We start from the raw sequence: 505 nt of genomic DNA on the forward strand, positions 1-505 counted from the left end.
CTGGTGATGGCCAGGTCAGCCTTGGGCAAACTGTTATCAAGGCTCAGGCACGGAAGGTCCGCAGCCTGGGCGATGGTGACGTCATCGCCGGCTTCGCGGGCGCCACGGCCGACGCCTTCACACTCTTTGAACGGCTGGAAGCCAAACTTGAGCAGTATCCGGGGCAGCTTATGCGCGCTGCGGTGGAGCTCGCCAAGGATTGGCGCACCGACCGCTACCTCAGACGTCTGGAAGCGATGTTGATTGTCGCCGATGCCGAGACAACGCTTGTGCTGACCGGCAACGGCGACGTTCTGGAACCGGAAGCGCATGTCATGGGTATTGGCTCTGGCGGCAATTATGCGTTGTCGGCTGCGAAGGCGCTGTTAGATCAGCCGCTGTCGGCTGAAGAGATTGCCCGTAAAGCCATGCAGATCGCCGCAGAGGTTTGTGTGTATACAAATACCAACGTGGTCGTCGAAAGCCTCGCGTCGAAATCGCAATCCTAAAGGAACGCTGCCTTGTC

General features: G+C 59.2%; 1 protein-coding gene. It reads left to right on the forward strand.

The features are described from left to right. A partial coding sequence (hslV, locus tag AAFU51_19000; GenBank protein MEO1573322.1) for an ATP-dependent protease subunit HslV occupies window positions 1-488 on the forward strand: 488 nt, incomplete at its 5' end. Window positions 489-505: the final 17 nt, after the last annotated feature.

It is taken from the genome of Bacteroidota bacterium, from assembly GCA_039821555.1.
Lineage (GTDB): Bacteria > Bacteroidota > Rhodothermia > Rhodothermales > Rubricoccaceae > JBCBEX01.